This window comes from Lysinibacillus sp. RU7, assembly GCF_057837305.1.
In genome coordinates this window covers 1-229 of sequence record NZ_JBYQFK010000356.1, presented here as the reverse complement: position 1 = coordinate 229, position 229 = coordinate 1, and the positions used below count along the sequence as shown (strand labels likewise).

The 229-nt window shown below is 67.2% G+C and carries 1 protein-coding gene; it reads left to right on the top strand.

The genetic code is table 11. The annotated features are described in order from the left end of the window. Window position 1: 1 nt before the first annotated feature. Window positions 2-145, top strand: coding sequence for a peptidoglycan-binding domain-containing protein (locus AC3II9_RS22705; RefSeq protein WP_489159056.1), 144 nt, complete (start codon window positions 2-4; stop codon window positions 143-145). The last annotated feature ends 84 nt before the right edge of the window (window positions 146-229 follow it).

Below are 229 nucleotides of genomic sequence, written 5' to 3'. Positions count from 1 at the left end.
GGTGGATGGGCGCTTCGACCGGAACACGCGACGTGCCCTTCGCAACTATCAGCGCGACCGAGGCTTGCCAGTGTCGGGTTTCCTGAACGAGCCGACCCTCGTCCGCTTGCTGGCGGATACGCTGGGCCAATCGCTCCAGGAGTGAGGGGGACGAGGCTGCGGCTGGCAGGCGGTCCCATGGGTCGGGAACCGCCTGAACCTGCTGTCCGTGTTACCGCGCCGGGACGTA